Source organism: Bacteroidia bacterium (assembly GCA_025056095.1).
Taxonomy (GTDB): domain Bacteria; phylum Bacteroidota; class Bacteroidia; order JANWVE01; family JANWVE01; genus JANWVE01.
The window spans coordinates 1-6,920 of sequence record JANWVW010000151.1 but is presented as its reverse complement, the minus strand read 5'-3'; the positions used below and the strand labels follow the sequence as shown (position 1 = coordinate 6,920).

Genomic DNA, 6,920 nt, shown 5'->3' with positions numbered 1-6,920 from the left:
CTCCCATAATTTTTGAGCTATTCTATTTTTCAGCTTTTGCTGCTGTTGTTTTTTTTGCGGAACAGGCGCTACAACGTTTTTTGAATAAGATGCGCTTGCAGCTGAACTTTCAGAAAGATTTAGTAGGACTGTTCCTATGAAAAGGAACAATGTAAAGATGTATTTGCTCATAATAGGCAAAAATACAAGTTTTTTAGAAACAAAATTTGCTAAGTTACCTTCTGGGTAAAATTTTTTCTGTAAGCGGCTAAACGGTGCGTTTTCTAACCCACTTTTTGTAACTTTTAAGTAACTTATTTTGTGATTTAGTAAATGCATAAGATAAAATTTACACAAAAAATTTTGATATATCAAAAACACCCCCTAAATTTGCTTTACTAAGTTCAATCAAGTTAAGGTAAAGTTTAATCAAGTAAAAAAATGGCACACGAGCTTCCACCTTTGCCATACGCATATAATGCGTTAGAGCCATACATTGATGAGCAAACCATGCGTTTGCATCATGATATTCATCATAAGGCGTATGTCAATGGCTTAAATGCCGCAGAGGAAAAATTAGCCTTAGCGATTCAAAACGGAGATTTTAGTTCCGTTAAAGCTTTAATGAAAGAATGTGCTTTCCATGGTTCAGGACACTTATTACACTGTATTTTCTGGAACAACATGGCGCCCCCTGGTAACGGCGGAGGAGGAGAACCGACAGGTAGCTTAGCTGAAAAAATTAACAAAGATTTCGGTAGCTACAAGAACTTTAAATCCCTCTTCACTGCTGCAGCTAACGCAGTAGAAGGAAGCGGCTGGGCAATTTTAGCACACAGAAAAATAGACGACAAACTCGTAGTACTACAAGCAGAAAAGCATCAGCAGCTTACTCAATGGGGTGTTACACCTATTCTGGTTCTAGATGTATGGGAACACGCTTACTACCTCAAATACCAAAACCGCAGAGCAGAATATGTAAATGCTTGGTGGGAGGTAGTCAATTGGTCTAACGTACAACTTAACTACGATTCTATCTAAAAGCACCTATTCTTCTCACAAGCTTGCCTTAAATAAACTAAGGCGAGCTTTTTATTTTTTTGCAGTGTTTGCTACTATAATAAAAAATCTTGTATCTTTGCACGCCAATTTAGTAACTGACTTATGTACCTCACCAAAGAAAAGAAAGCAGAAATTATTGCTACTTATGCAGGTTCAGCTACAAATACAGGTGCACCTGAAGCTCAAATCGCCCTTTTTACCTATCGTATCAACCATCTAACTAATCATCTTAAAACTGCTAAAAAAGATAAGTCTACTGAACTAGCTTTGAAAAAGCTGGTAGGCAAACGTAAAAGACTACTAGACTATCTACAAAGAATAGATATTGAACGCTACAGAGCTATTGTTGATAAACTGAATTTGCGTAAGTAGGCATAACAGAAAAACGTACTCAAAACTACTGCGCTTGCTATACACCTGCAAGGGCAGTAGTTTATTTTTGGATAAAGCTTATTGCTTTTGATATAACTCTAATACTTTTCTCACGCTTTTATGCTCTAAAAGTAATTTTTTAGCCTCTTCGTAGGAAATTTCCAGAAATTGCATTAACATTCGCGTTCCTCTTTCAATTAGTTTTTGGTTACTCAGCTGCATATCAATCATTTTGTTACCTTTTACTCTACCTAATTTTATCATCAGTGTAGTGCTTATCATGTTTAAAACTATTTTTTGCGCTGTACCTGCTTTCATACGAGTTGAACCTGAAATAATTTCTGCACCCGTAAGTATCTCCACAGTATCCTCTGCTACTTGGTGAATCAACGTGTGTGCATTACATACCAAACCTACGGTGTAGATACCTTTTTCTTTGGCACGCTTTAATCCACCTACAACATAAGGAGTTTTTCCAGAAGCAGAGATTCCTATTACCACATCTTTTGAATTGGCATCGTAGGCTTGTAGGTCTATCCATGCTTGTTCAGAATTATCTTCTGCAAATTCCACTGCTTTACGTATAGCGCTATCTCCGCCTGCTATGATACCTATGATTACATTATCTAAGCCAAAAGTAGGTAAGCACTCCGAAGCATCTACAATTCCTAAACGCCCACTTGTGCCTGCACCTATATAAAATAGTCGTCCCCCTTGGACTAAATAGCTATAAGACTTCTCAATTACCTTCTCTATACTTGGTAAGGCTTTTTCAATAGCTGAAATTACTTGACTATTCTCATACAAAATACATTCTAACAAGGAGCTAGTAGCTAAACTTTCTAAATTTTGGTAAGGAGAATCATCCTCGGTGTGTTTCATATATCTATTCTAATTTGACGTTCTTTTGCCCATGCTTGTAAAAGTGCTATTGTATCCGAAGTTAAAGGATTGCCCATAACTCTAACTCTTTTCAGAGATTGAGGTAAAACTTCAAGGGATATCCTACGCAGGCTATTATTCCTTACATCCAAGTACTCTAATTGAGATAAATGTTGAATGCCGCTCAGCTCTAACAAAACATTATTGGACAATTCTAATTCAATTAACTGTGGATTTTCTTCCAAACCTGTAACAAATTGCAAAAAGGCACAGTTAGTAACAGATAATTTTTTCAAAGTCGGGACGAAAGGAATTTTATCTATTTTTTGTAAATCTCGGTTAGAAATATGTAAAAACTTTAATTCAGGTAATTGTTTAAGTGAGGAATACATGTCCCCAATTTGTATGGGAGTAACATATAATTCTTGTAAATGAACCAGATGTTTTAAACCTGACCAATCCACTATTCTACATTGTTTTAGATACAGCTGCTCAAGCTGCGATTGATTTTCTAGCCCTTCTAAGGTGGAAATGGCTTTGTTACCAGATAAGATAAGCGTTTTTAATTGAGTTAGTGCACTTAATCCTTCAATTTTTTTGATTTTGTTGTGTCCGAGATCTAAGTAGGTCAGCTTATGTAGTGAAGCTAGTCCTTCAATTTTACGTATATCGTTAAAAGAAAGGTTAAGATAAGTTAAGTTTTGTAAGTGGTCTATATTCTCTATGGTGCGAATAAAATTATGGCTCAAATCCAAGTACTGTAAGTGAATATTTTCAGATAAACCTTGAATACAACTAATTTCATGATGAGAGATAATCAGTTTTTGTAAAGCAAAACAATCTTCTAATCCTTCAATAGTATCAAATTTTTCTTCAATCTCATCGCTAATGTAGTCATAATCAAGGTTGAGCTGTTCAATTTTGTGCGGAGGAGTTTGAGCAAAAATGGTATCTAAGTAAGCTTTCATATTTCATGTACTATGTACAAAATAAATCAAAATTCTATTTTCAATGTTGCAAAAATAAACATGACAGATTAAGATTGCATTAAAGTCAAACTTGATATTTTTAACAGTAAAACCTCAGTTGTATTTTGAAAATCAATCGGCAAAATGAAATACAGGATTGGAACTCGGGGCAGCGCATTGGCGCTATGGCAAGCTAATTATGTGCTCGAAAAACTAAAAAAACATGGTTTAGATGCCGAGTTAGTAATTATTCAGACAAAAGGCGATAAAATTCAGGATATTGCTTTGAGTAAAATAGGAAGTAAAGGAGTTTTCACCCAAGAATTAGAGCAAGCTTTGCGAAACAAAGAAATTGACCTTGCTGTACATAGTGCCAAAGATGTACCTACAAACATAAGTGAAGATTTGCCTATTATTGCTTTTACGGAGCGCGAGTGCCCTGCTGATGTACTAGTAAGCCATAAAAATGTTAATTTAGAAAGAGATGAGTTAGTCATAGGAACCTCTTCTACACGCAGAGCGGCTTTCTTAAAACGGTACTACCCACAGCATAAAGTAGCCGAAGTTAGAGGTAATGTACAAACTCGGATAAAAAAATTAGAACAAGGTCAGTTTGATGCTTTGCTAATGGCTTTTGCAGGTATCCACCGATTGGGCTATGATTCATATATTCAAAGTATTTTGCCTATTGAGCAGTTTGTTCCCGCAGCAGGTCAAGGAGCTTTAGCCATACAAATGCTCGCTTCCCACCCCGACCAAGAACTACTCAAAAAAATACTACATCACACAGACACAGGTATTTGCGTACAAGCAGAACGTTTAATTTTACAACAGTTGGGCGGAGGTTGTAGCGTGCCTATTTTTGCCTACGCGCAATACCAAAAAGGAGAAATCTTCTTACAAGCAGGTATAATTAGCTTAGAGGGAAAAAATATGGCTTATGCACAAAGTAAAACTACATTAGATAAACTTGAATACACAATTTTGAATTTAGTAGAAAATATTCTTCATACTCAAAAGGGTACAAAAATCCTAGAAAAAGTCAAAAACAATAATTTTTGATGCTAACCGCCCATAAAAAGTATAGTTTCTACTTGTTATCCAAAAAAATTAGTCATAATCTTATCACGAAAGCATAAATTGTACTTTATTTTTACTTTTCTTTGAGCTTATGTTATGGATAAACATTAAAGAAGCCCTGCAAGCCATTCGGGCAAATGTGCTGCGTAGTGTTTTGACTATGTTAATTATTGCTTTTGGAATTATGGCTTTGGTGGGCATTCTTACTGCTATTGATGGGATTAAGCATGCTATGACAGAAAAATTTTCTCTTATGGGTGCAAACACATTCAAAATTATGAACCAACCTTCAAAAATTCGCATAAGTGGGCGAAGAAGACCAAAAATTATGGAAAAAAAGAATCCCGAAATTACTCAAAGAAATGTTGAAGATTTTGTAAATAATTACAAATTCCCTGCAACTATCAGCATCAGCAGTGCTAATGTACAAATGGGGCAGGTTAAGTACGAAAATCGCAAAACTAATCCCAATATCAGCATAAAAGGGGGCGATCAGGGCTTTATTGTTGTAGAAGGATATAGTATTGCGCAAGGGCGCAACTTCAATGCTTTTGAAGTAAAAGAAGGTTTGCCTGTGGCAATTATTGGTGAACAAGTACGCAAAGAGCTATTCCCCTATCAAAATCCATTACAAAAACAAATTAGTATCAACGGTAAGCATTTTACAGTGATTGGAGTGTTTGAAGAAAAAGGTTCAGCTTTAGGTTTTGGTGGCGATAAAATAGTTGTCATGCCGTATTCTACACTAGATAAAAATTTTCCAAGCTTGACAGGGAATAAAAATTACCACATCAACATTACGGTAAAGCAAAATTCTTTGCTTGACGCTGCTATTGAAGAAGCGCGAGCAGTTATGCGAAAAGTACGTGGTTTGAACCCATCACAAGAAGATAATTTTGGTTTCATAAAATCTGATGCTTTATCTACACTCTTATTAGAAGAGTTAGCTATTGTACGAACTGCTGCTATGTTCATTGGTCTTATTACCCTGACAGGGGCTGCCGTAGGTCTGATGAATATTATGTTGGTCAGTGTTACTGAAAGAACTCAAGAAATTGGAATTCGCAAGTCTTTGGGGGCTACTAAACGCAACATTTTAAGCCAATTTTTAACAGAAGCAATTGTAATTTGTCAATTGGGAGGTATTTTGGGCATATTTTTAGGAATTTTAATAGGAAATTTAGTTTCAATAGCCATAGGCAGTGAATTTATTATACCTTGGCTATGGATAACTTTAGCAATAAGTTTATGTTTTTTAGTTGGACTTATCTCAGGAATTTACCCCGCATGGAAAGCCGCTAATCTTGACCCAATTGAAGCCCTTAGATATGAATAAACCCTACAAGCCTCAAATTTTCACTATTTTGTTACGTAAATAGTGGTCTAATAGGACAATTGCCGTCATAGCTTCAACGATAGGTACAGCACGAGGTACTACACAAGGATCGTGTCTACCTTTTGGATGTATCACTACATTTTGACCATATTTATCAACCGTTTTTTGAGTTTTAAGAATAGTGGAGGTAGGTTTGAACGCTACTCTAAAAATAATAGGCTCGCCGTTGGTTATACCTCCTTGTATTCCACCTGAATGATTAGTTTCTGTGCGTATATTACCTTTTTCATCGGTATAAAAAGCGTCGTTAAGTTGAGAGCCTTTGTAAAGAACGCTCTCAAACCCTGAACCGTATTCAAAACCTTTCGCAGCGTTTATGGAAAGCATAGCTTTGGCTAAATCAGCTGAAAATTTGTCAAAAACAGGTTCGCCTAAGCCAATAGGAACATTTCTTACCACTCCTGTAATAATACCGCCTAATGAGTCGCCTTCTGCTTTTGCTTGTAAAATAGCTTCTTCCATCATTTGAGCAGCGCTTATATCGGGGCAGCGGACTATATTCTTTTCTATATCTTCGGGCTGAACTTGATTCGGATCTACTTGACTTTTTATTTTCCATATTTGACTAACGTAAGCTAAAATCTCCACTGCACAGCAGTATTGAAGGACTTGTTTCGCAATTGCGCCTGCGGCTACTCGGGCTAAAGTTTCTCGTGCAGATGCTCTACCTCCTCCGCTGGATGCAGTGATGCCATATTTTTTGAAGTATGTAAAGTCTGCGTGTGAAGGTCTAAATGTGTGAGCAATATCAGTATAGTCGTTAGGTTTAGCATCTTGATTATAGACCAATAGCAATATAGGTGTGCCGAGAGTTATTTCTTTTTCCACTCCTGATAGAACATGTACAGTATCGGTTTCTTTACGAGAGGTAGTAATTTTGCTTTGTCCGGGTCTGCGGCGATTGAGTTCGTACTGTATTTTTTCAATGGATATCGGAATTCCTGCGGGACAACCTTCTATTACTACTCCTACTGCTCCGCCATGTGATTCGCCAAAAGTGTGAATGCAGAAGGCTTTTCCGAAGCTGCTTCCTTGCATAATTTATCAAATGTACAATTTAGTGCAAAAGTTTAATAGCAAATGAATTTCTGATATTTTTTTAATTTTTTTGGGCGTGCCCTTGCCCACACTTCGCTTGCGCTTGTGTGGGCAAGGTCGGCGTGCTACGGGCTACGCTATCG

At 36.6% G+C, this 6,920-nt stretch carries 7 protein-coding genes; 4 read left to right on the top strand and 3 right to left on the bottom strand.

Annotated features, from left to right (window positions below):
* Positions 1-420: 420 nt before the first annotated feature.
* Positions 421-1,020, top strand: a complete 600-nt coding sequence (locus NZ519_10370) for a superoxide dismutase (protein MCS7029152.1) — start codon at positions 421-423, stop codon at positions 1,018-1,020.
* Between the two features lie 123 nt (positions 1,021-1,143).
* Positions 1,144-1,413, top strand: a complete 270-nt coding sequence (gene rpsO, locus NZ519_10365) for a 30S ribosomal protein S15 (protein ID MCS7029151.1) — start codon at positions 1,144-1,146, stop codon at positions 1,411-1,413.
* Between the two features lie 78 nt (positions 1,414-1,491).
* On the opposite strand, the gene NZ519_10360 is transcribed toward rpsO, so the two are convergent.
* Together NZ519_10360 and NZ519_10355 are read right to left on the bottom strand one after the other, a co-directional pair.
* Positions 1,492-2,295 (bottom strand): N-acetylmuramic acid 6-phosphate etherase, encoded by an 804-nt coding sequence (locus NZ519_10360; GenBank protein MCS7029150.1) that lies wholly within the window; start codon positions 2,293-2,295, stop codon positions 1,492-1,494.
* Positions 2,292-3,263 (bottom strand): leucine-rich repeat domain-containing protein, encoded by a 972-nt coding sequence (locus tag NZ519_10355; protein ID MCS7029149.1) that lies wholly within the window; start codon positions 3,261-3,263, stop codon positions 2,292-2,294. Before NZ519_10355 ends, NZ519_10360 begins: the two co-directional genes overlap by 4 nt.
* 144 nt (positions 3,264-3,407) lie before the next feature.
* Between NZ519_10355 and hemC the strand changes: the two genes are divergently transcribed.
* Together hemC and NZ519_10345 are read left to right on the top strand one after the other, a co-directional pair.
* Entirely contained in the window at positions 3,408-4,325 is a 918-nt protein-coding gene (hemC, locus tag NZ519_10350; protein MCS7029148.1) for a hydroxymethylbilane synthase, read from the top strand.
* Positions 4,326-4,434: 109 nt separating this feature from the next.
* Positions 4,435-5,679 (top strand): ABC transporter permease, encoded by a 1,245-nt coding sequence (locus tag NZ519_10345; GenBank protein MCS7029147.1) that lies wholly within the window; start codon positions 4,435-4,437, stop codon positions 5,677-5,679.
* Between the two features lie 12 nt (positions 5,680-5,691).
* On the opposite strand, the gene aroC is transcribed toward NZ519_10345, so the two are convergent.
* Positions 5,692-6,777 (bottom strand): chorismate synthase, encoded by a 1,086-nt coding sequence (gene aroC, locus NZ519_10340; protein ID MCS7029146.1) that lies wholly within the window; start codon positions 6,775-6,777, stop codon positions 5,692-5,694.
* Positions 6,778-6,920 lie beyond the last annotated feature (143 nt).

Bases quoted from the DNA above. Each gene is read 5' to 3' on its own strand.
- NZ519_10370 (MCS7029152.1), top strand. From the start codon at position 421: ATGGCACACGAGCTTCCACCTTTGCCATACGCATATAATGCGTTAGAG.
- rpsO (MCS7029151.1), top strand. From the start codon at position 1,144: ATGTACCTCACCAAAGAAAAGAAAGCAGAAATTATTGCTACTTATGCA.
- NZ519_10360 (MCS7029150.1), bottom strand. From the start codon at position 2,295: ATGAAACACACCGAGGATGATTCTCCTTACCAAAATTTAGAAAGTTTA.
- NZ519_10355 (MCS7029149.1), bottom strand. From the start codon at position 3,263: ATGAAAGCTTACTTAGATACCATTTTTGCTCAAACTCCTCCGCACAAA.
- hemC (MCS7029148.1), top strand. From the start codon at position 3,408: ATGAAATACAGGATTGGAACTCGGGGCAGCGCATTGGCGCTATGGCAA.
- NZ519_10345 (MCS7029147.1), top strand. From the start codon at position 4,435: ATGTTATGGATAAACATTAAAGAAGCCCTGCAAGCCATTCGGGCAAAT.
- aroC (MCS7029146.1), bottom strand. From the start codon at position 6,777: ATGCAAGGAAGCAGCTTCGGAAAAGCCTTCTGCATTCACACTTTTGGC.